This window comes from Ectobacillus ponti (genome assembly GCF_024294785.1).
GTDB lineage: Bacteria > Bacillota > Bacilli > Bacillales > Bacillaceae_G > Ectobacillus > Ectobacillus ponti.
Genome location: NZ_JANCLT010000003.1, coordinates 107,975 through 130,053 on the forward strand (window position 1 = coordinate 107,975; position 22,079 = coordinate 130,053).

Sequence of the window (22,079 nt, forward strand, 5' to 3'; positions counted from 1 at the left end):
TTAGAATTTTTATAATTTTTAAAACAAAGGGGGTCCTTCTATGAATCTTGTGCAATCCTTACAGGAGACAGCAGGAAAAAAAGGCGATAAGACAGCGTACATCTTTGAGAACCAAACTGTCACGTACGGGGAACTCGCGGGCGCAGTTGAGAGGTTCGCCGGCGGCTTGTCCAAGCTCGGAGTGAAGCAAGGCGATCATGTTGCTCTTATTTCCGGCAATTCTCCATACTTCATTATTGGTTTATACGGCGCCATGCGGGTCGGAGCTACCGTCATTCCAATCAATCCCATCTACACCTCAGACGAGATCCAGTATATTTTGCAAAACGGCGATGTGAAAACAGTTATCACCTTGGATCTGCTGCTGCCGATGATGCAGCAATTCGCATCTCTGCTTCCTTCAGTCGAACACTACATCATTTGTCCTGCTTCACCACAGTTTGAACTGCCCGCGAATGAAAAAATGAAACCGTTTACATAACTGCTTGCTGCCACAGAGCCTGCACCTGTGCCGCAGCTGCAGGATGACGATACGGCTGTTATTTTGTATACCTCCGGAACGACCGGCAAGCCGAAAGGCGCGATGCTGACACACCGGAACCTGTACAGCAACGCCGCCGATGTGGCGGATTACCTGGGCTACACGGAGAATGACAGAGTCATTGCGACCTTGCCGATGTTCCATGTATTTTGCTTGACCGTTGCGCTGAATGCGCCGATTGTCAGCGGGGCGACCATTCTCGTTATGCCGCGCTTCAGCCCGAAGGAAGTGTTCCAGGTGGCGGCCGAACAGAAAGCAACCGTGTTTGCCGGTGTGCCGACGATGTACAATTTCCTGTATCAATATCCGGAAGGCCGGGTGGAGGACCTGCAGACGCTGCGCCTTTGTGTATCCGGGGGCGCTTCCATGCCGGTTGCCCTGCTTGAAAACTTTGAAAAGAAGTTTAATGTCATGGTTTCCGAAGGCTACGGCCTTTCTGAAGCCTCGCCGGTTACGTGCTTTAATCCGCTGGACCGCCCGCGTAAAGCCGGTTCCATCGGCACAAATATTTTGAACGTGGAAAATAAGGTGGTAAACGAACTCGGCGAGGAAGTGCCGGCCGGCATGGTCGGAGAACTGATTGTCCGCGGGCCGAATGTCATGAAGGGCTACTACAAAATGCCCGAGGAAACGGCGGCGGCCATCCGCGGCGGCTGGCTGTATACCGGTGATTTGGCCCGCATGGATGAGGAGGGCTACTTCTACATCGTGGACCGCAAGAAGGACCTCGTCATTGTCGGCGGCTATAATGTGTATCCGCGCGAGGTGGAGGAAGTGCTGTACGCACACGAGGGCGTGAATGAGGCAATTGCCATCGGCGTGCCGGATGATAACCAGGGCGAAGTGGTACAAGCGTTTGTTGTGCTGAAGGACCAGAGTGTCACGGCTGAAGAGCTCATTCACTATTGCTCGCTGCATCTGGCCAAATATAAGGTGCCGGCTGCCATTGAGTTTCTGGATGAATTGCCGAAGAATACAACCGGGAAGATTTTGCGCCGGGCGCTGCGCCAGCAGATTGTCAAAAAGTAAGAGCAGGGGGGCATGGCTCCCCTTTTTCTTATGGGAAACCCCTTCCAGCTGCTGTGAGATGGAGAAAAGATGTCAATTTGTGTTGGGGGGAGAGGCGAATGTTTACATATCAACTGGATGAGCATAGCGAATTGCGGCTGTTGGGCATACAGCATGCGGAAGAGCTGTATGCCTTAACAGACAGCTGCCGGACATACCTGAGGGAGTGGCTGCCGTGGGTTGATGCGACGAAAAGCGTGGAGGATTCCAGAAGCTTTATTCAAATGACACTGGAGCAATACGCCCGGAGCGACGGCTTTCGGGCGGGAATTTGGCATAAGGGGCAGCTTGCCGGCTGCATCGGGTTTCACGGCATCAACCGAAATAACAGCTCCACCTCCATCGGATATTGGCTGGGGGAAGATTTTCAGGGCAATGGCCTGATGGCGAAGGCGTGTGCCGCTCTCATCCACCATGCTTTTACGGAGCTTGGCCTGAACCGGGTGGAGATCCGGGCCGCGGTGGAAAACAGGAAGAGCCGGGCTGTGCCGCTCCGTCTTGGGTTTACAGAAGAAGGCTGCATCCGCCACAATGAGCGGCTGCACGGCCGGTATGTAGACCATGTGGTGTATGGCTTGCTCCGGGAGGAATGGCAGGGATAAGAACAGCGCGGGGGGCGTCCCCGCGCTGTTCTTATATCCGGAATCTCCCGAGAACTTCCTGCAGTTCCTCTGTTTGCCGGCGCAGCGACTGAATTGTCTCTTCCGTTTGCTGCAGCGCGTTCACCTGCTCTGTGGAAGAAGCGGCAATTTCCTTGGCTGCGGCTGCTGCCTCTGCCGCAGTCAAAGCAATGTGCTGCACGGAAGAGGAGGCCTCAGCGGCTCCTTGGTTGACGCTCGTAATGGCATGGGACATGTCAGCAATTTTTTGGTGAATATCCCGCATGGCCGCCCGAATTTCATCAAAGGTCTGCTTTGTGGTGTCCGTCAGCGACTCCCCTTCCTGAACAGCGGTCTGGGTAGCAGAAATGGAGCTGGCCGTCCGCTTTGTATCCCGCTGGATTTCTTGAATTAAGCGGGAGATGCTTTGTGCCGATGCAGCGCTCTGCTCAGCCAGCTTTTTAACCTCATCCGCCACAACGGCAAAGCCGCGCCCGCTTTCGCCGGCGCGTGCCGCTTCAATAGCCGCATTCAAAGCCAGCAGGTTCGTTTGGGAAGCCAAGGCTTCAATTGTTTCTGTAATATCATTGATTTGCTGGGAGCGCTGCTCTAATTCGCGCACCTGCGCCATCGTTTCTGCGACACTCCCTGAAATGGCGCCCATCTGCTTGACTGTTGCATCCATGAGCGAGAGACCGTTCTCTGACTTTCCTGCCGCTTCAGCCGCCGCCTCTGACACGGATTGAGAGCTGGCCGCGATATGCTGCAGGTGTGCCGTTGTTTCCTCGAGCGCTGCTGCACTCGTGTGCGCCTGGTCCTGCTGCAGGCGTGTATGCTCGCTCAATTGCTCCATGTAGCGGTGAATACTGCTGCTTTCTGCCGTAATTTCACCGGATGCTTGTGACAGGACAACCGTAGACTGCTCTACATGGGAGGAGCTGCCGCCGACATTTTGCATCAGGCTGCGGAGTGTACGGATGAAATCGTTGAAAGAGGAGGCCAGTGCCGCAAATTCATCACGGGAGCGCACATCAATTTGCTTTGTCAAATCTCCTTCGCCGCTTGCCAATATTTGCAGCTCAGTCTGCAGGTGGGTGAGCGGACGCAGGATGGAGCGGATGAGCAGAATGCCAAGGGCCGCTGCTGCCAGGACAATTGCGAGCGTCACGGCAATTTGCAGCATAACAGTATTTTGCTCGCGCTTTGCCGCTGCCGACTGCTGCTTCTTTACCGCTCCGTCAATTTGGGCAGTCAGCTTGTCCACAGCCGGGTACAGTACTTCTTTGCGGATCGTGCGCTGCTTGTTGAAGTGCAGTTGCTCCGCTGTCTCTATATCTTTTTTCTCATACGCCGCCTGCATTTCCGCATGCGTGTCCATATATTGCACAAAAGCATGTTCTACAGTTGTGGCTGCTTTCTTCACATCTGCTTCTGTTGCCAGCTTCGGCACACGCTGTAGAGCTTCCTTCGCGTCTCTTGCCTTCTTAATCACGTTATCCGCGTATTCGGTCTCCCCTGTCAGCAGATAGCCCCGTTCATCATTGGACAGACCAGCTACAAGGTAATTGAATTCCCGCAGCTGGACTTGTGCCTGGCGCTCCTGGTCCAGCTTGCTGTATGTGCCCGTAATTGCCGGGATTTCATATAAAATGAAGCCCAAGCTCACCAGCACTCCCGCCATTGCCAGCAGAAGCAAGAGAGTCAGCCGTTGCTTGATGTTCCATTGTATTCGCATGTAAAGCACCTCTTTTATGAAAATAGTAATACAACGCTATAGTAACATGTAATTTTATATAATAATATTTGAATAATATAGAAAAGGTAATAAAAGATTGGAAGCCGGAAGCAGTTTTCTATTTTGGGGAATACTACGGCATAGAAGCTGTCAAAAGGAGATAAACAAACATGAAGCGATGGATGATTGTCATGCTCATCATCCTGTCGGGCTGTTCATATCTAGACGGGAAGCAGGCACCTGAGCCGTACTTTACAATTGACGGAAAGGAGAAGCCGTTCGCATATCAGACCATTTGCTGGAATCAAGGCTGTAAGCGGAAGGGTTTGCCGGATTTGTCGCCCCAGGTTGTATCGGCAGCGCCGGGCAGCACGGCTGCTGTATCGCTGCAGTATTTTCGGGCCAAGCCTGCCAGCGTCTATCTGCGGAATATGAAAACAGGGGAGGAGCTGCATGTGCAGACTGCCAAGCTGTTTTATGTGACTGTCCCAAAGCAGGGCAGCCATTACCGAATTGAATTTGTTTGGGAGGATGTAAAAGGAAACATCATCGGCCGCTCCCTCATGGAGTTTGCGCTGCAGCCAAAATAAAAGAAGGTTCGCAGCGGAACCCTCCTGTTACATGGCAGCCTTGATCTTCTTCAGCACACGCTCATTGTTAAAGCCATTTTCGCCCATGCCGAATACTTCAAGCAAGCGGTTATTTTCATCGAGCAGATAGGTGTTGGATGTATGGATGAAGCGTCCGTCACCCGGATCGCGGTACAGAAAGCTGAAGGCGTCGGCAAACTTCTTTGTATCCTTCTCCGTGCCGCGAAGCAAATACCATCCGTCTGCCTTTTGCATGTCAAAGGTTTTCGCGTAGGCCTTCAGCACATCCTGCGTGTCGCGGGCCGGATCAATCGTAATGGTCCAGAACTCAATGCTTTTGCCGAAGCTGCCGTCCTGCACAAGCTGATCGCGCAGCGCTTTCATTTTCAGCGTGGTTGTTGGACAAACATCCGGGCAATTCGTATAAATAAACTCCACCAGCCGGAGTTTCTTTGGTTCCTTGCCAAGCACAACCTCCTTGCCGTTGACATCCTGCATGGCAATATCCGTCGGCACCTTTGTATTTGTTTTATTGTAGGCAGATACATAAAAGATGCCGCCGCCAATCAACAACGCCAGCAGCGAAAAGAACGTTATGTATAATTTCTTCATGACAGACTCCTCCCCCTTGTCATCTATCATACTAGAAAAACAACATCGCGGAAGTGAATATTGCGTGAACGATATTGGTGTTCTAATTTTGCTTGTACAAACTACAATAGTAGTATTGCAGCATTGGACAACAAGGAGGGATGTGTATGCGCAAGGCCGTCAGTTGGTCGATTCTGGCGTACCTTTGCTTTGGGGCATTCATGTATTGGTATTTGTTTTATGGAACGAGCGGAGCCATTCCTGCCGAGTTCAAGGGAACGAGTGCAGACCCTGCCACCTTTATGAACAGCCGGGAGCTGCTGCTGAGTCAGGAGTATTCCCGGACGAAATACTTATTGTTCTTCCTGTCAACGCCGTTTGAATGGCTTGTTTTGCTGCTGCTTCTGGTGCTGGGTATATCGCGCCGGTTCGAGGCTTCAGCCGAAGCAGTGACGAAGCTGAAAGTGGGCCAGGCAGCCATTTACATGTTTTATTTGTCTCTGCTGACAACGGTGCTGGCGCTGCCGTTTAAGTGGATCGGCTATCAGGTTTCCAAATCGTATAATATCTCCACGCAGACAACCGGCAGCTGGATCAAAGACCTGGTGACAGATTACTGGGTGAATTTTGCCATCACGCTGCTTGTGGTGACCGTGCTGATGTGGCTCATCCGCAAAAGCCAAAAGCGCTGGTGGCTGTATGCTTGGGCTTTGTCCGTCCCATTCACTCTGTTTTTGACCTTTATTCAGCCGGTGATCATTGACCCGCTGTACAACGACTTTACACCGCTGAAAAACAAGCAGCTTGAGCAAAAGATTCTCTCCATGGCGGAGCGGGCCAATATTCCGGCAGAGCATGTATACGAAGTGGATATGTCCGCCAAAACAAATGCGCTGAATGCTTATGTAACCGGTATCGGCGCCAATTCCCGCATCGTGCTTTGGGATACCACGCTGAATCAGCTGAAGGAGCCGGAAATTCTCTTCATCATGGCCCATGAGATGGCGCACTATGTATATAAGCATATTTACTGGGGCGTCGCCAGCTATATCGTCTTATCCTTTGTCGGGCTCTACCTCATCAGCCGCCTTGTAAATGCCATGCTCACACGCTGGCGGGGGGCGCTGCAAATTCCAAGCATCCAGAGCCTGTCGGCCGTTCCGCTTATTTTTCTGATCTCTTCGGTTTTATCCTTTGCCGTCAGCCCGGCAGAAAACTATGTATCGCGGATGGAGGAACGGGCTGCTGATCAATACGCGATTGCGATGACGAAGAATAACGATGCAGCTGTGGAAACCTTCCAGGACTTGTCCAAAACAAGCCTCAGCCAGGTGAACCCGCCGGCGCTCGTGAAGCTTTTCTTATATACGCACCCTACAATTCTGGAGCGCATTGACTACTTGGATGGGAAGAAGTGAACATGGCTCAGGCAGATGAACTGTCTGAGCTTGCTTGTATGTGAAATTGTATAAAAATTCATTTTGGTTTATTGCTTGGAAGGATATTACATAGAACCCGTTGTACTCGTTATAAGAAAGAAGCCATTGCCATATAAATTTCCTGTAAGGATTACATAGCAGGAGCTAGTTGTGTTACACAAAATCACTGTGTTATTTTCTGTTAAAATTTTCTAAAAGGTCTTCCTTTTCAGAAAATTTGTTATATAATATGAACAGGTAAATGTTTACTGTTATAAAACAGTTGGGAGGGAGTTTATGACGACACAAACATCGGGCGTAACCATTCTGGGGCACGTCACAAAGGAGCAGGAAGGCATTCTGACACCGGAAGCACTTGCATTTTTAAAATCGCTTCATGATCAGTTTAACGGCCGGCGCCGGGAGCTGCTGCGGCAGCGGCGGGAGCGGCAGGAAGCAATCAATAGAGGGCAGCTGCCGCGCTTTCCAAAGGAAACAGCGCATATCCGGAGCAGTGAATGGACCATTGCGCCGCTTCCGGAGGACTTGCAGGACCGCCGTGTGGAAATTACGGGTCCGGTTGACCGCAAGATGGTCATTAATGCGCTGAATTCCGGCGCGAAGGTATTTATGGCAGACTTTGAGGATGCCAACTCTCCTCTGTGGGCAAACAACCTGGACGGACAAATCAATATGCGCGATGCCATCAGGAGAACGATCTCATTCACGGGGCCAAACGGCAAGGAATATAAGCTGAATGAGAAGACAGCGGTGCTGATGGTGCGTCCGCGCGGCTGGCATCTGAATGAAAAGCATGTGCAGGTGGATGGGGAGCAAATGTCAGGCGGCCTGTTCGATTTTGGCTTGTACTTTTTTCATAATGCCCATGAGCTGCTGAAGCGGGGCAGCGGCCCGTATTTTTATCTGCCAAAGCTGCAGAGCCATTTGGAGGCAAGACTGTGGAATGATGTGTTTGTCTATGCCCAGGAGGTGCTTGGCGTTCCAAGGGGCACCATTAAAGCGACGGTGCTGCTGGAAACGATTCATGCCGCCTTTGAAATGGATGAAATTTTGTACGAACTGCGCGAGCACTCTGCCGGCCTCAACTGCGGCCGCTGGGATTATATTTTCAGCTTCCTGAAAACGTTCCATAAGCGTGAGCAGTTCCTGCTGCCTGACCGGGCACAGGTGACCATGACCGTGCCGTTTATGCGGGCCTACTGTCTGCGCGTCATTCAAACGTGCCACCGCCGCAATGCGCCGGCCATGGGAGGCATGGCCGCCCAGATCCCAATTAAGAACGATCCGGAAGCAAATGCCATTGCTTTTGACAAGGTGCGGCAGGATAAGGAACGCGAAGCCATGGATGGCCATGACGGGACTTGGGTTGCCCATCCGGGTCTTGTGCCGGTTGCCATGGAAGTGTTCAACCGGGTGATGAAAACACCAAACCAGATTCATAGAAAACGGGAAGATGTGCACGTAACAGAGGAGGACCTTCTCACCGTTCCTGTGGGAACGATTACAGAGGAAGGCCTGCGGACAAATATTAATGTCGGCATTCAATATATTGAGTCCTGGCTGTGCGGCCGAGGGGCAGCGCCTATCCACAATTTGATGGAGGACGCAGCGACAGCCGAGATCTCCCGGACGCAAATATGGCAATGGGTGCGCCACCCTGAGGGCAGACTGACGGACGGACGGAAGGTGACGCTGGAGCTTGTGGCGCAGCTGCAGGATGAGGAAATGGAAAACATCCGGCGGGAGCTGGGCAGAGAGCGCTTTGCGCAGGGCCGCTTCCCGGAAGCTGCCTCCTTGTTTACAAAGCTGGTCCGGGAAGAGGAGTTTATGGAATTTTTAACAGTGCCGGGCTATGAGATTTTATAACGGCAGCATGCCGAATTTATAGATAAAGGGGATAGAAGCATGAGAGATGAGAGAGTACAGCAGCTGCAGGAAAGCTGGGAGCTGGATACACGCTGGAAGGGGATTGCACGGCCATACTCCGCGGAAGATGTTATTCGTCTGCGCGGTTCCATTGACATTGAATACACGCTGGCGCAGCGGGGTGCCGAGAAGCTGTGGAAGCAGCTGCATACAGAGGACTACATTAACGCGCTGGGCGCCTTGACGGGCAATCAGGCGATGCAGCAGGTAAAAGCGGGGCTGAAGGCGATTTATCTGAGCGGCTGGCAGGTGGCAGCCGACGCCAACCTGGCGGGCCATATGTATCCGGATCAAAGCTTGTACCCTGCCAACAGCGTGCCGGCAGTCGTCAAGCGCATTAACCAGACGCTGCAGCGCGCCGACCAGATACAGCATATGGAAGGAAGCGGCGACATTGATTACTTTGTGCCGATTGTTGCCGATGCGGAGGCTGGCTTCGGCGGACAACTGAACGTATTTGAGCTCATGAAGGGCATGATTGAAGCGGGTGCAGCCGGCGTGCATTTCGAGGATCAGCTGTCTTCTGAGAAGAAATGCGGCCATTTGGGCGGCAAGGTGCTGCTGCCGACGCAAACAGCGGTGCGCAACCTGATTGCCGCCCGCCTGGCAGCGGATGTTATGGGTGTGCCAACGTTGATTGTGGCCCGGACGGATGCGGATGCGGCTGATTTGATTACAAGCGATATTGACCCTGTTGATAAGCCGTTTATTACAGGAGAAAGAACAACAGAGGGCTTCTTCCGGACACGTGCGGGGCTCGACCAAGCAATCGCTCGGGGACTGGCATATGCCCCGTACGCGGATCTTGTATGGTGTGAAACATCAGAGCCGAACCTGGAGGATGCGAAGCGCTTTGCGGATGCCATCCATGCGAAGTTTCCGGGCAAGCTGCTTGCCTACAACTGCTCGCCTTCCTTCAACTGGAAGAAGAAGCTGGATGATGAAACAATCGCAAACTTCCAGCGGGAAATTGCCGCGTACGGCTACAAGTTCCAATTTGTCACGCTGGCAGGCTTCCACTCTCTGAACTATGGCATGTTTGAACTGGCGCGGGGCTACAAGGAGCGGGGCATGGCTGCCTACTCTGAGCTGCAGGAGGCCGAATTTGCAGCTGAGGCGCACGGCTATTCCGCGACGCGCCATCAGCGCGAGGTGGGCACCGGCTACTTTGACCAGGTGGCGCAGGTCGTGACAGGCGGAACATCTTCCACAACAGCATTGAAGGGTTCGACAGAAGAAGCGCAATTTACGAAATAAACTCCTACATGGGGGCTGGCCGTAAAGCATTCCTTTGCTTTGCGGCCAGCCTTTTCTTGTGGCTGTTTTGCACAGCTTATCAGTTTGCAAGCAGAGAACAAGCTTGGTTTGTCGGAATATGGACAGCAAATTTCTCGAAAACAGCCTGGTATGCATGAACTATCAGAATTTTATGTTAAACACTGTCGAAATAGAGAGAAAAGATAATTACGAAAATAAAGAAAATTTTCTCCATTTCTTAATTAAGAATGATATAATTCTCCATAAGAGGTCATCCTGGTGACCTCATCACTAAAGGAGGGATTGCTGATGAAATACTTACAGTTAGCTTCATACGTGATTCACGACAAGACCATGGTTATCATCCCGGTCGAGCATGAGGATGGGAAGCACCGCTGGTCTGTAGTTGAAGAAGCAGACCAAATGTTTGTGGTGCGGCAGACGCCGTTTGAAATTATGGATAGCAGCTGCCGTTATTACGGCTCCAGCTTCGAGGGCAGGAAGGAAGGCACCAAGGAACTGCTGCAGGAGACGCATAAGCTGAGTATCTGCGTCGACCCAATCAGCAGGCTCTATTTCTTTCCAACCACGTCTTATACAGGAAAAGAGTGCATTTGGGTTTCGCACAGCCATGTCGGAAGCTCTGCCAAGCATCCGCACAACAACGTCCGTGTAGTTTTCACGAATGGAAGGAAAATGCGCCTTCCCATTTCCAAGGGCAGCTTCGACAGACAATTTCATCGTGCAGGCAGTCTCCGTCACCGGATGGAAGGGAGAATGGATAAGACGAATGGCGGGTCTTATCATGTACCGGTTACGGATTCCTCTCCTAAGGCCAAGGTGAATGAAGTAATCAATCCGTACCTGATTGAGGAAGATCCTGAATAAGAAGAGACAACCCACCGGCACAGCGTGTGCCGGTTTTTTTGTCGAGATATAGGAATTTGGCTCAGACGGAAAGGAAATGCCGGGGCAATATGGAACATAAAGAAGGAGGAAACGGATTGGCGGCGCGATTGTTTAGAAAAAAGGAAATGCAATGGTACAATAACAAATAAGGAAATTAAGCGAGAAGGAGTACAGACAATACATATGGATATACAAACCTGGAAGGACTATTTCACGCTTGAGCATATTGAATATTTGCTGGAAAGCTACCGGGCCTTTGGTCCGCTCGCAGGAATCCTGCTGCCGCTGCTGGAGGCATTCGTGCCCATCCTGCCGCTCGTCGCTTTTATCATGGCCAACGCGGTGGCCTATGGCCTATGGGCGGGTTTTCTCTATTCCTGGATTGGCTCTGTGCTTGGGTCGCTGCTGTTGTTTTTTCTTGTTCGAAGGTTCGGGCAGCACAGGTTCTTCAAGTTTTTGAATCACCATCCAAAGGTAAGAAAGTCCATGGCCTGGATTGAGCGCAAGGGATTTGGCCCTATTTTTCTTTTATTTTGCCTTCCGTTTTCACCGTCGGCGCTCATCAATATCGTGGCCGGACTGTCACGGATCAGCCGCAAGCAGTTTACGTTGGCCCTTTCGCTTGGAAAGGTCGTGATGATTTTTGTCATCAGCTATATCGGATATGATATTTTGTCCTTCTTCCAAAAGCCATTGAAAAGCGCGGCTGTGGCTGCCATGGTATTTGTTCTTTGGTATATAGGGAAACGGATTGAAATCAAGCTGGAGCTTGGCAATTCGTAATTGCAAAACGGAAAACGAGTGTGAATGGGGGAGAGGGCTCGTGAGAAGGCTGTGGCAAACAGAGGGGATGCAATGGGTGAAAGCGGTGGGAATCGGCATCATTTTGGCGGCGTTCTTTCGCACCTTTTTCTTTTCCACCTATGTGGTGGAAGGGAAGTCTATGATGCCGACGCTGCAGGATGGAAATTTGCTTGTCATCAATAAAGTCGGCTATCGGCTTGGGGAATTGCACCGTTTTGATGTTGTTGTTTTTCATGCCAATGCGCAGGAAGATTATGTGAAGCGTGTAATTGGACTTCCAGGTGACAAAATTGAGTACAAACATGATAAACTATATATAAATGGACAGTTTGTCGAGGAGCCGTATTTGGAGGCGTATAAGCAGCAGCAAAGCGGCGCCCAATTAACAGGAGATTTTCAGCTGGAGGAATTGACAGGAAGAAGGCAGGTGCCGGCTGACAGTATATTTGTCCTCGGGGATAACCGTCTTGGCAGCTGGGACAGCCGCCACTTCGGCTTTGTAAAAATTGAACAGATTGTCGGAAAAGTTGATTTGCGCTATTGGCCGATCGGCGAGGTACGGCATGATTTTGAAATGAAGTAATTCAGCTTATGCTGGGTTACTTTCTTATTTACAAGGATAAGAGATTGCGAGAGAGGGTGATTGTATGTCATTGCGCTTTGTTCTGGGACGGGCCGGAAGCGGGAAGAGTGAGGCCTGTCTCCGTGAAATCCGGAGCGAGCTGAAGCAAAATCCGCGCGGGCGCGCCATTTTATATATTGTACCGGAGCAAATGACATTCCAAGCGCAGCGGGCGCTGCTTTCTGATGGTGTGGAGGGCTCGATCCGGGCGGATGTATTCAGCTTCCCCCGTCTTGCCTGGCGGGTGCTGGGAGAGGTTGGCGGCGGCAGCCGGATCCATATTGACGAGGCCGGTGTGCAGATGCTGCTGCGCCGCATCGTGGAGGCGCGAAAGGGAGAATTGCGCGTGTTTCAAAAGGCAGCGGAGCAGACGGGCTTTCTGGAGCAGCTGGGCAGCATGATCGCCGAGTTTAAGCGCCATCAGGTTACACCCCTGCAGCTGTACGGCCTTTGGCAGGAGGGGGAGACGCGCGGCAGCGGGTCGAAGGACCAGCTGCTGGCAAGCAAGCTGCATGATCTCCAGGTACTGTATGAGGATTTCGAGCGCTCCCTTGTGGGCAAATATTTGGACGGCGAGGATTATTTGAAGCTGCTGTGCGAACGGATGCCGCAATCACAGTATGTGCGGGATTCTGCTGTATATGTGGACGGGTTTCATACTTTCGTGCCGCAGGAGCTGGAGGTCATCCGGCAGCTCCTGCGCTGTGGAGCCGACGTGACCGTGGTTCTGACCATGGAAGAGCCGCAGCAGGTGGATGAGCTGGATGTATTCAGCAGCTCTACGCGCGCCTACTGGCAGCTGAGACAGATTGCCGAAGAGCTGCGGATTGAGGTGCAGGAGCCGATTCTCATGCGTGGGCAAGAGCGCTTTCAGAGCGCAGAGCTGGCGCATCTGGAGCAGCATTATGATTCCCGTCCGTACAAGCCGCTGTTCGGCGCACAGGAGATCCGCCTGTTTTCAGCCGCCAACCGGCGCGCCGAGGTGGAGGGGGCAGCCCGGGAAATCCGTGAGCTCGTCCGTGAGCAAGGCTACCGCTACCGGGATATTGCGGTAATGCTGCGCAACGGGACGAGCTATTACGATTTAATAAAAACAATCTTCCCGGATTATGACATCCCCTTCTTCATCGACGAAAAGCGGCCGATGGTGCATCACCCGCTGGTGGAGTTTATCCGCTCGGCGCTTGAGGTGGTCAACGGAAACTGGCGCTATGATGCAATATTCCGCTGTGTAAAGACGGAGCTCTTATATCCGCTGCAGGGCGACCGGCAGAAGCTGCGCGAGGAAATGGACCAATTCGAGAACTATTGCCTGGCCTACGGAGTACAGGGGAAAAGGTGGACATCCGGCGAGCGCTGGGTGTACCGCCGTTATCGTTCGCTGGAGGATGCCCACAGCGGCCAGACAGACAGCGAACGGGAGATGGAAGAGCTGCTGAACCGGCTGCGGACCATGATTGCCGAGCCGCTGCTGCGGCTGCAGGGACGTCTGCAGCGGGCGAAAAGTGTGCTGGGGATGTGCGAGGCTGTCTATCTGCTGCTGGAGGAGCTGCAGGTGCCGAAAAAGCTGGAGGCGCTGCGGGCGCAGGCGGAAGCAGAGGAGCGCTTCCTGTTTGCGAACGACCATGAGCAGGTATGGAGTGAGGTATTGGATCTCTTGGATAAGCTCGTGGAGCTGCTCGGGGAGGAGAAGCTGCCGCGCGATGTGTTTCTGCAGGTGATGGAGGCAGGTTTGGAGGCTTTGCAGTTTGCCAACATCCCGCCGTCGCTGGATCAGGTCATTATCGCCAACATCGACCGTTCCCGTTTGTCCGATATTCGGGCTGTCATCCTCATTGGCGCGAACGAAGGTGTGATTCCGGCTGTCGTCACGGAGGAAGGCATGCTGTCCGATGAGGAACGGGAGCTGCTGCTTCAAAATGGCGTGGAGCTGGCGGCGACAAGCCGGCAAAAGCTGCTCGATGAGCAGTTTGTCATCTACCAGACCTTAACAAGGGCTTCCGACAAATTGTATGTATCCTGCCCATTGGCGGATGAGGAAGGCAAAACGCTGATGCCTTCCAGTTTGTTCAAGAAGCTGAAGGGGCTGTTCCCGGGTGTGCAGGAAGCCTTCCTGACAAACGATGTGAACGATTTGCCGCCGGCGAAGCAGCTTTCATATGTGACAACACCGGCTGTGACGCTGTCAAGCCTGACGCAGCAGCTGCAGACGTGGAAGCGGTACGGCTATGATTTGAACCTGTCCTTCTGGTGGGACGTTTACAATTTCTACGCAGAAGCGCCGGAATGGCGGGAAGCCGGCAAGCGTGTGCTCGGCAGCCTGTTCTATGAAAACCGCGCCCGCCGCCTGCGTCCGGAGGTCAGCCGGGAGCTGTACGGCGATGTGATTAAGGGGAGCGTGTCGCGCATGGAGCTGTTCCAGCGCTGCTCCTACGCCCACTTTATGCGGCACGGTCTGCAGCTGCGCGAGCGTGACATTTTCAAGCTGGATGCGCCTGATATTGGAGAGTTGTTCCACGCTGCCTTGAAAAATATTGCGGACTGGCTCATTGCCCAAAACAGAAGCTGGGCGGATTTGTCAAGGAGCGAGTGCGAGCATTTGTCGCTGCGGGCGATGGAAGAGCTGGCGCCGCTTTTGCAGAAGGAAATCCTGATGAGCTCCAACCGCCATCACTATCTGAAGCGGAAGCTGCAGCAAATTATTTTCCGGGCTTCCGTCATCCTCAGCGAGCACGCGAAGGCAAGCGGCTTCGTGCCGGTTGAGCTGGAGGTGCCGTTCGGCATGAACAGCCAGGGCGCGCTGCCGCCGCTGCAGATGCAGCTGGAAAACGGCGCCAAGATGGAGGTCATCGGCCGGATTGACCGGGTGGATAAGGCGGAAAGCGAACAGGGTACGTTCCTTCGCATCATTGACTATAAATCCAGTGCCAAAACGCTGGACCTGACGGAAGTGTATTATGGCATGGCGCTGCAAATGCTGACCTATTTGGATGTGGTGATTGAGAATGCCAAGAAATGGGTCGGCAGCAAGGAGGCTTCTCCTGCGGGCGTGCTGTATTTCCACATTCATAATCCGATGGTATCGCTGAAGAAGAGCTTGAGCGATGCGGAGATTGAACAGGAAATTTTAAAGAAATTCAAGATGAAGGGGCTTCTCCTTGGCGATGCGGATGTGGCCCGGATGATGGACGTGAACCTGAAGGAGGGTGTCACCTCCAGCATCATCCCGGCCGGCCTGAAAACGGACGGCAGCTTCTACGGCCAGCGCTCCTCCATTGCGAGCGCGCAGGAGTTTACTGTGCTGAAGCAGCATGTGCGCCGCACTTTTGAGACGATCGGAACGAATATTACAGAAGGCGTAATTGATATTGCGCCGTATAAAATGAAAGAACAAAAAGCGTGTACGTTCTGCAGCTACCGGGCAGTGTGCCAGTTCGATGAAGCATTGCCGGAGAATGAGTATCGGACGCTGAAGGCATTGAAGGAAGCAGAAGCTTTGCAGCGGATGCGGGAGGGGGTTGAGCAATGATTGAAAAGCCGCAAAACAGTCAATGGACCGATGACCAGTGGAAGGCCATTGTGGCCGGCGGCCGGGACATCCTTGTCGCGGCGGCGGCCGGGTCGGGGAAAACGGCCGTGCTGGTCGAGCGTATGATTAAAAAAATTATCAATCCGGAGCAGCCCGTGGATGTGGACCGTTTGCTGGTTGTCACCTTCACAAACGCTTCGGCGCAGGAAATGAAAAACCGGATTGGCGAAGCGCTGGAGAAGGAGTTGGCAGAGCAGCCTGCCTCGCCGCACCTGCGCAAGCAGCTGAGCCTGCTGAACAAGGCGGCCATTTCAACCATCCACTCCTTCTGCCTGCAGGTCATCCGCACATATTATTACATGTTGGATATTGACCCGGGCTTCCGGATTGCGAACGAAACAGAAATTGATCTATTGAAGGAAGAAGTGCTGGAGGACATTCTGGAGGAGGAGTACGGCCTGGAAGGCAATACTGCCTTCTTCGATCTTGTGGACCGCTACACGAGCGACCGCCACGATGATGACCTGCAGGAGATGCTTTTGAAGCTGCACACAGAATCGCGGGCACATCCGAATCCTGATCGCTGGCTCGATCAGCTTGTGGCGCTGTACGATGTGGAAGGAAAGAGCCTGGATGACCTGCCGTACACGCGTTTTCTGTTGGAAAGTGCTTCTCTGCAGCTGGAGGCGGCCAAGCAATATTTGCAGCGCGGCTTGCAGGTGGCGGAGCAGCCGGATGGGCCGGCGCCGCTGGCGGACACTTTTACCGGGGACTTGGCACAGCTGGATGTGCTGTTGCAGGCTATCCATACCTCATGGGAAGCAGCGCGCGAGGCGGTGAACAGCCTGAAATGGGACAAAGCCAAAACAGTCCGCAAGGGAACTTGCGATGAAAAGCTGTCGGAGGAAGCGAAGAAGCTGCGCGACAAGGCGAAGAAGGAGATCGCCAAGCTGCAGGAGGAGCTGTTCCAGCGCTCTGCGGAGTCATACCTCCAGGATTTGCGCACCATGCAGCCGGTGCTGGCGAAGCTGGTCAGTCTCGTGAAGGAGTTTTCCGTCCGCTTCCAGCAGCTTAAGCGCAATAAAAGCATGGTGGATTTTACGGACCTGGAGCACTTCTGCCTGGCGGTGCTCGGGGAAGAACAGGATGGACAGCTGCAGCCGTCGCCGGTGGCGCTGCAATACCGCGACCGCTTTGCCGAGGTGCTGATTGATGAATATCAGGATGTCAACTTTGTGCAGGAGTCCATTTTGCGCCTTGTGACAAAGGGCGCGGAGGAGTCCGGCAACCTGTTCATGGTGGGCGACGTGAAGCAGTCCATCTATAAATTCCGTCTTGCCGAACCGGGCCTGTTTCTCGGCAAGTACAAGCGGTTCCAGCCGGACGGCCTGAACGGCGGCATGCGCATTGATCTGGCGAAGAACTTCCGCAGCCGGCAGGAGGTGCTGGCGGGGACGAACTTCATCTTCAAGCAAATCATGGGCGAGCGGGTTGGAGATATTGACTACGACTATGATGCTGAGCTGAAGCTTGGCGCAGCCTATCCGGAGGGGCCGAGCGCCGCGGAGCTTCTGCTGGTGAACCGCAGCAGCGACGAACCGGCGGTGGCGGAAGAGGGCGAAGAAGCCGTGCAGGAGGATATGGACCTGGAAACCGTGCAGCTGGAAGCGCGTCTCATTGGCCGCCGCATCAAGGAAATGGTGGAGTCCGGCTACGAGGTGTACGACCGGAAGCAAAACAATATGCGGCCGGTATCCTACCGGGACTTTGTCATTCTCCTGCGCTCCATGCCATGGGCGCCGCAAATTATGGAAGAGCTGAAGCTGATGGGCATTCCGGTGTATGCGGACCTGTCCACGGGCTACTTTGAAGCGACCGAGGTTACCGTAATGCTGAATGTGCTGCGGACCATTGACAACCCGGCGCAGGACATTCCGTTGGCATCTGTGCTCCGTTCCCCCATTGTCGGGCTGACGGATGAGGAATTGGCTGTGCTGCGCACCCGCGCGAAGAAGGGCTCCTTCTATCAGGTGGCAAGCGGCTTCCTTCAGCAGCCGGACGGAGAGCGTGAACTGCAGGAGAAGCTGTCCTGGTTCTTCCGGCATCTGCAGGAATGGCGCCAATTTGCCACGGAGCAGCCATTGTCCGACCTCATCTGGCGCATCTATCGCCAGACCGGCTATTATGACTTTGTCGGCGGTCTGCCGGGCGGCAAGCAGCGGCAGGCGAACCTGCGCGTGCTGTACGACCGGGCGCGGCAGTATGAAGCCACCTCCTTCCGCGGCCTGTTCCGCTTCCTGCGCTTCATCGAGCGCATTCTGGAACGCGGCGACGATATGGGCACTGCGCGGGCACTTGGCGAACAGGAGGACGTGGTTCGGCTGATGACTATCCACAAAAGCAAAGGGCTGGAATTTCCAGTCGTGTTTGTGGCCGGATTGGGGCGCCAATTCAATACAAGGGATCTATCCAAGCCGTTTCTGCTGCATAAGGACCTTGGCTTTGGTTCACAGTATATTGACCCGCAAAAGCGCATCAAATATACGATGCTGCCGCAGCTGGCGATCAAGCGAAAGATGCGGATGGAAATGATTGCCGAGGAAATGCGCGTATTGTACGTGGCGCTGACGCGGGCAAAGGAAAAGCTCATTCTGGTCGGCTCCGTAAAGCAGGCTGCCGATGCCCTGAAGAAATGGGGGGCGGAGCGCGGACATGGCGACTGGCTGCTGCCTGACTATGTGCGGGCGCAGGCGGCATGCTATCTGGACTGGATCGGGCCGGCGCTTTTGCGCCACGGGTCCAGCGCGGAGTTGGCGGATTGCACAGATGCGCCTGCCCATATTCGCGATTATGATGTGTCCTGGCGCATGGAGGTTGTCGAGGCTGCCGGCCTGCAGGGAGCAGAGCAGCTGCAGGAGGAGAAGCAGGAGCTGCTGGCAGCGCTGAAGGAGCTCCGCCCGGTCGCGGCGGCGACAGAATGGAAGGAAGCTGTGGAGGAACGGCTGCATTGGCAATACCGTTACCAAGCGTCCGCCTCGCACCGTGCCAAGCAGTCTGTCACAGAGATTAAGCGGAATACATTTATTGATGAGTCTGACAGCACCATTGTGAAGCCATTTCAGGCGCCCATTGAAAAGCGTCCGCGTTTTATGGAGCGAAAAGGGCTCACCTCCGCGGAGCGCGGCACCGCGATGCACGCGCTGATGCAGCATATTGATATCAGCCGCCCGGTTGATGAGACGGCTGTGCGGGAGCAGATTGCCGAGATGGTGAACAAGGAGCTGCTGACCTTTGACCAGTCGCAGAGCGTGGAGCCGAAGGATGTGGTTGCGTTCTTTGAAACAGAGCTCGGACAGCGTATTCTGCAGGCGCCCGTTGTGAGGCGGGAAGTGCCGTTTACCATGATGCTGCCGGCAAGCCGCGCCTATCAAAAGGACTGGCGGCAGGAGCAGGAGGACCTTGTGCTGGTGCAGGGGGTTGTGGATTGCATGCTGGAGGAAGAGGATGGCATCGTGCTCATTGACTTCAAAACAGACCGCGTCACGGACCGGTTCCCGGGAGGCTTCGAGGAGGCGCGCCCGGTGCTGGCCAAACGCTACGAAGTGCAGCTGGACTTGTACAGCCAGGCGCTCTATCAAAGCTTGCAGAAAAAGGTAAAGGCAAAGTATCTATACTTCTTTGATGGTTCCCACATACTACCCTTACAAGGAGAGATAAGTGAGTGAGTGCAATGGGAAAAAAGCTGGTGGGAACGTGCGAGCTGTGCGGCCGGGAGGATTTGGAGCTGACAGTGCACCATCTGACGCCAAAGGAACTGGGCGGCACCTTTATGCCAACGGCCAATTTGTGCATTCCGTGCCATAAGCAGATCCACGCTTTATATACAAACACAGAGCTGGCCGTCCGCCTGGATACGGTGGAGCTGCTGAAGGATGATCCGAAAATTGCGGCCTATATCAAATGGGTGCAGAAGCAGCCTTCCTCGAAGCAGGTGCGCACGCGGAAATCAAATGAACGAAAGCAAAAGGGAAGATAAACAAGAAGACGCCAAGCCGGCGTCTTCTCTCGTTTTATAGGGTGGCAGTCTGGTTCTGATCTGCTACATCCGGATCCAAAGTATTGGTCGCATTCACACCATTGAATGTGCTGACAACAAGACCGACATTGGATGCGCCGGAGCCATTAAATGCTTTGGCATTTTCCTTCGGCGACACATTATAGAAGTCGCCGAGATTGAAGGAGCCGTTGCTGTTTTGGACTAATACGCTTCCCACAAAGGATGGCATGGGTTCTCACCTGCTTCTGTAAGGATTATGGGTAGTTGCATTATATGCGGGAGCGGGCACGGATGCTTCCTCGGTTTCATCCTCGGCCATATATTGCCGGATTTGATGAATGCGGGAGTTGCTTTGCCCATACTCTACAGAGCCAATATGAATGACCGCGGAGTTTTCAGTGCTGGAAAATTCAAGCGAGCCCACATGGAGAAACGGATTGACGTTCACGACGTTCATCCGGACATCGGTCACCCGTTTGGGGACGGTGAGGTCCGTATCTGTAAAAACATCGAAATCGCTGAACTCAATCTCATTTCCCCTGTAAATCGGCAGCTCACGCTGGACAGCGATAGCCCGGCTGCGAAGCAGCAGGAAATTTGTATCGCCAATTTGAAGCGTGCTTCCAAGGCCTATGGAAAGCAAGGTAATATTGCCGACAACTGAAACGTGGCGCTGCATCATGTCCTCTCCTTATCCCGGTGTGGCCGGCAGGTCAAATACAATAGGCACGAATGGGCCTGTGCCGATGGACTCAGGCGGTGTGTCGAGAATGGAGGACATGACAAGAAAGTTGGCATCTCCCACGATGAAAAGAGCAGCTGCGGATACCCCGATGGCTCTAATGCTGCCAATTTTAATTTCGTGATTGACCACTGTATAGTTCAAGTGCGGTCACTCCTTTCGCATATTATGGGGAACATGCTGGATGAAAGCCAGGAACGCCTTATCAATATCCAGCTTCATCTGCTGGATGATGTACTCCTTCAGGTGCGCCGGATTCCGCGTGATTTCCGGATAAGGCTGCACCTGTGACAGATAGTAAGGCAGCCGGTGCTCAATCTGCTTTTTAATATCATCAATCATCATCTGCCGGTACATATCATCCAAGACGGTCCGCTGTTCTCCCTCGAGCTGGAGAATGCGGCCGTAGGCCTCTTCATCTAAGTAACGTTGGACAACCTGGATAATGTCCTGATAAAAATCCGGATTCACTTCAATTTCCGGATTGACCTGCAGCTGCTCGGTCGCTATGTCAAAATCTTCAATGGCCGGGTCTCCGCCTCCCTGGAAGGGGGTGAGCCCGATTGTCAAGGTGCCGTTCAGATTCTCCACCTTCAGCTGATCAAATTTATACTCTACTCTTCCAATGGAAGCAGGCGGGTTGCGTCTGAAATCCTCGAGCTCGGCTGTCAGCCGCCCGACTGTGGCCTCCAGCTCCAGAAGCCGCTGCTGTTGCTGCTGGAGGGTGTGCTGCAGCTGCTGCAAATACGCATATACGTCTTGATTCATATTGGAGACCTCCTTAACAGGGAGTATAGATCAAAGGCCCTATCTATTTTCCGGCTGCGGCGGCACCTCGTTGCTTGTCGGGTTGCCGGCTGCGATGGAGGAAATGATTTGTCCCTTTGCCTTCAATGGCCGTGCCGGCTCCGTAAACCCTCCTGTATTGGAGAATTTGGACAAGGCCTTAATGGAGCCGGAGCTGCCGATTTGGAATACGGATGAAGTGGTGACGCTTCCGACACGCAGGTTATGGATGATGATGCTTTGATGAACATAAAAATTCAAGCTATGCACCCCCATTTAGTAGTTATTGAAGATTGGCTGATCCACCACATCATTATCATTGACGCTTGTAGTATTTTGGTAGTTGTATACAGAAACAACTTCACCTACGTTAAAGGAACCGGCGCCGGCAAAGGTTCTCGCCTGACTGATCGGACGGATGGCGAATACATCGCCAATATGAAAGACGCCGCTGGATCCGATATTGACAATGGTGACACTTCCTACGACAGCTGGCATATGGGCAAACACCTTTCATGATACAGATTCTTATATACATTCTATGGACGTTTGCCCCGGAATGTGCCAGTAAAATAAAGAAAAGTGTAACCAGTAGGTTCTCCCTGGCAGATGGCTGGCTGCTGAAGCCGGACATCAAGAAAAGCGGAAGGCCGCCTCCAGCTCCCTATATGAAAGCACGAAAAAGACGCACCTCCGGGAAGTGCGCCTTACATGCTTTGGTGATCGATGTTGTCGTGCAGTTGCAATAGCAAGATAACGTTCAACAGCCTGTCCAGCTCTTGGCTGCAGGTAACAGTCTGTTTGGCTGTCATCCCATATCGTTCAGCCAAGTATCTCATTTTTTTACGCTTTTTTTCAATGGCTTGTTCGAACATAGGCTTTGC

The 22,079-nt window shown here is 53.3% G+C and carries 20 protein-coding genes and 1 pseudogene; 12 read left to right on the forward strand and 9 right to left on the reverse strand.

The features are described from left to right. Positions 1-40 precede the first annotated feature (40 nt). Positions 41-1,570 (forward strand): annotated as a pseudogene (locus NK662_RS06705) (fatty acid--CoA ligase family protein). 98 nt (positions 1,571-1,668) lie between these two features. Continuing rightward, positions 1,669-2,211, forward strand: a complete 543-nt coding sequence (locus NK662_RS06710) for a GNAT family N-acetyltransferase (protein ID WP_254758147.1) — start codon at positions 1,669-1,671, stop codon at positions 2,209-2,211. A gap of 31 nt (positions 2,212-2,242) precedes the next feature. Here the strand turns inward: NK662_RS06710 and NK662_RS06715 are convergent, their stop codons facing one another. Then, positions 2,243-3,943, reverse strand: a complete 1,701-nt coding sequence (locus tag NK662_RS06715; RefSeq protein ID WP_254758148.1) for a methyl-accepting chemotaxis protein — start codon at positions 3,941-3,943, stop codon at positions 2,243-2,245. 170 nt (positions 3,944-4,113) lie between these two features. On the opposite strand from NK662_RS06715, the gene NK662_RS06720 reads away from it, so the two are divergent. Then, the gene (locus NK662_RS06720) at positions 4,114-4,533 is read left to right on the forward strand and encodes a hypothetical protein (protein ID WP_254758149.1); all 420 of its coding nucleotides are present in this window, start codon (positions 4,114-4,116) and stop codon (positions 4,531-4,533) included. 27 nt (positions 4,534-4,560) lie between these two features. Here the strand turns inward: NK662_RS06720 and NK662_RS06725 are convergent, their stop codons facing one another. Continuing rightward, positions 4,561-5,145, reverse strand: coding sequence for an SCO family protein (locus tag NK662_RS06725; RefSeq protein ID WP_254758150.1), 585 nt, complete (start codon positions 5,143-5,145; stop codon positions 4,561-4,563). Positions 5,146-5,291: 146 nt separating this feature from the next. Between NK662_RS06725 and NK662_RS06730 the strand changes: the two genes are divergently transcribed. The 9 genes from NK662_RS06730 (at position 5,292) to hlpB (ending at position 19,646) form a co-directional block, all read left to right on the forward strand. Then, the gene (locus NK662_RS06730; RefSeq protein ID WP_254758151.1) at positions 5,292-6,542 is read left to right on the forward strand and encodes a M48 family metallopeptidase; all 1,251 of its coding nucleotides are present in this window, start codon (positions 5,292-5,294) and stop codon (positions 6,540-6,542) included. 297 nt (positions 6,543-6,839) lie between these two features. Continuing rightward, complete coding sequence (aceB, locus tag NK662_RS06735) at positions 6,840-8,429, forward strand: malate synthase A (RefSeq protein ID WP_254758152.1); 1,590 nt, start codon at positions 6,840-6,842, stop codon at positions 8,427-8,429. 39 nt (positions 8,430-8,468) lie between these two features. Continuing rightward, positions 8,469-9,746, forward strand: coding sequence for an isocitrate lyase (gene aceA, locus NK662_RS06740; protein WP_254758153.1), 1,278 nt, complete (start codon positions 8,469-8,471; stop codon positions 9,744-9,746). Positions 9,747-10,055: 309 nt separating this feature from the next. Further along, positions 10,056-10,634 (forward strand): competence protein ComK, encoded by a 579-nt coding sequence (locus NK662_RS06745; RefSeq protein WP_254758154.1) that lies wholly within the window; start codon positions 10,056-10,058, stop codon positions 10,632-10,634. A gap of 204 nt (positions 10,635-10,838) precedes the next feature. Next, on the forward strand, positions 10,839-11,438 hold the full coding sequence (locus tag NK662_RS06750) for a TVP38/TMEM64 family protein (RefSeq protein ID WP_254758155.1): 600 nt from the start codon (positions 10,839-10,841) through the stop codon (positions 11,436-11,438). Positions 11,439-11,478: 40 nt separating this feature from the next. Further along, positions 11,479-12,042, forward strand: a complete 564-nt coding sequence (lepB, locus tag NK662_RS06755) for a signal peptidase I (protein WP_254758156.1) — start codon at positions 11,479-11,481, stop codon at positions 12,040-12,042. A 64-nt stretch (positions 12,043-12,106) separates the two neighbouring features. Continuing rightward, the gene (gene addB, locus NK662_RS06760) at positions 12,107-15,610 is read left to right on the forward strand and encodes a helicase-exonuclease AddAB subunit AddB (RefSeq protein WP_254758157.1); all 3,504 of its coding nucleotides are present in this window, start codon (positions 12,107-12,109) and stop codon (positions 15,608-15,610) included. Further along, complete coding sequence (gene addA / locus NK662_RS06765; protein WP_254758159.1) at positions 15,607-19,335, forward strand: helicase-exonuclease AddAB subunit AddA; 3,729 nt, start codon at positions 15,607-15,609, stop codon at positions 19,333-19,335. The genes addB and addA overlap by 4 nt, the downstream gene beginning before the upstream one ends. Before the next feature lie 5 nt (positions 19,336-19,340). Continuing rightward, entirely contained in the window at positions 19,341-19,646 is a 306-nt protein-coding gene (gene hlpB / locus NK662_RS06770; protein ID WP_254758523.1) for an HNH nuclease-like protein HlpB, read from the forward strand. Positions 19,647-19,680: 34 nt separating this feature from the next. Here hlpB and NK662_RS06775 read toward each other — a convergent pair whose 3' ends face one another. The 7 genes from NK662_RS06775 to NK662_RS06805 all read right to left on the reverse strand — a co-directional run bounded on the left by NK662_RS06775 (position 19,681) and on the right by NK662_RS06805 (position 22,070). Continuing rightward, on the reverse strand, positions 19,681-19,896 hold the full coding sequence (locus NK662_RS06775; RefSeq protein WP_254758160.1) for a spore germination protein: 216 nt from the start codon (positions 19,894-19,896) through the stop codon (positions 19,681-19,683). Between the two features lie 6 nt (positions 19,897-19,902). Then, on the reverse strand, positions 19,903-20,346 hold the full coding sequence (locus NK662_RS06780) for a spore germination protein GerPE (RefSeq protein ID WP_254758161.1): 444 nt from the start codon (positions 20,344-20,346) through the stop codon (positions 19,903-19,905). A 12-nt stretch (positions 20,347-20,358) separates the two neighbouring features. Beyond that, positions 20,359-20,553 carry a spore germination protein GerPD gene (locus NK662_RS06785; protein ID WP_254758162.1) on the reverse strand — a complete coding sequence of 65 codons (195 nt, stop codon included), beginning with the start codon at positions 20,551-20,553 and terminating at the stop codon, positions 20,359-20,361. Positions 20,554-20,559: 6 nt separating this feature from the next. Next, a complete protein-coding gene (gene gerPC, locus NK662_RS06790) occupies positions 20,560-21,177 on the reverse strand; it encodes a spore germination protein GerPC (RefSeq protein WP_254758163.1) in 618 nt (205 codons plus the stop codon). 39 nt (positions 21,178-21,216) lie between these two features. Then, the gene (locus NK662_RS06795) at positions 21,217-21,456 is read right to left on the reverse strand and encodes a spore germination protein GerPB (protein WP_254758164.1); all 240 of its coding nucleotides are present in this window, start codon (positions 21,454-21,456) and stop codon (positions 21,217-21,219) included. A 15-nt stretch (positions 21,457-21,471) separates the two neighbouring features. Beyond that, the gene (locus NK662_RS06800; RefSeq protein ID WP_254758165.1) at positions 21,472-21,693 is read right to left on the reverse strand and encodes a spore germination protein; all 222 of its coding nucleotides are present in this window, start codon (positions 21,691-21,693) and stop codon (positions 21,472-21,474) included. 209 nt (positions 21,694-21,902) lie between these two features. Next, on the reverse strand, positions 21,903-22,070 hold the full coding sequence (locus NK662_RS06805) for an aspartyl-phosphate phosphatase Spo0E family protein (RefSeq protein WP_254758166.1): 168 nt from the start codon (positions 22,068-22,070) through the stop codon (positions 21,903-21,905). Positions 22,071-22,079: the final 9 nt, after the last annotated feature.